The organism is Neisseria sp. P0021.S007, from assembly GCF_051956855.1.
The window spans coordinates 1-527 of record NZ_JBQCXA010001135.1 but is presented as its reverse complement, the minus strand read 5'-3'; the positions used below and the strand labels follow the sequence as shown (position 1 = coordinate 527).

Here is a 527-nt window from a genome sequence, read left to right as displayed (position 1 = left end):
CCTAGGAACAGGAAGCTGCCGTAAGGTTTGTTTGGATCGGCAAGGCCGGAACGGCTGCGGCGGATGGCGTCGGATACAGCACGCACGGCTTCATCTTGGCCGACCACACGGCGGTGCAATACTTCTTCCATTTTCAACAGCTTGTCGCGTTCGCCTTCCATCATTTTGGACACAGGGATGCCGGTCATGCGCGATACGATTTCGGCCACTTCGTCCGCACCAACTTCGGTACGGAAGAGTTTGTTTTGTTTTTTGCCGTCAGGATTGCTTTCTGCTGCTTGCAACTGCGCGCTCAATTTAGGCAGCTCACCGTATTCCAGCTCGGATGCGCGGGCAAAATCTCCTTGGCGTTTGGCCTGTTCGATTTTGACTTTGATGTCGTCCATCTGTTTCTTGATGTCGGCAGTGCTGGATGACGCAGCTTTTTCGGCTTTCCAAATTTCGTCCAAATCGGCGTATTCTTTTTGCAGGCCGTCGATTTCTTCGTCTATCAATTCCAGACGTTTTTTGCTGGCATCATCGGTTTC

1 pseudogene is annotated in these 527 nt (G+C 52.0%); it reads right to left on the bottom strand.

What is annotated here, in order from left to right:
- Positions 1 to 527 (bottom strand): annotated as a pseudogene (locus tag ACTHUR_RS17915) (type VI secretion system ATPase TssH); the annotation flags it as partial.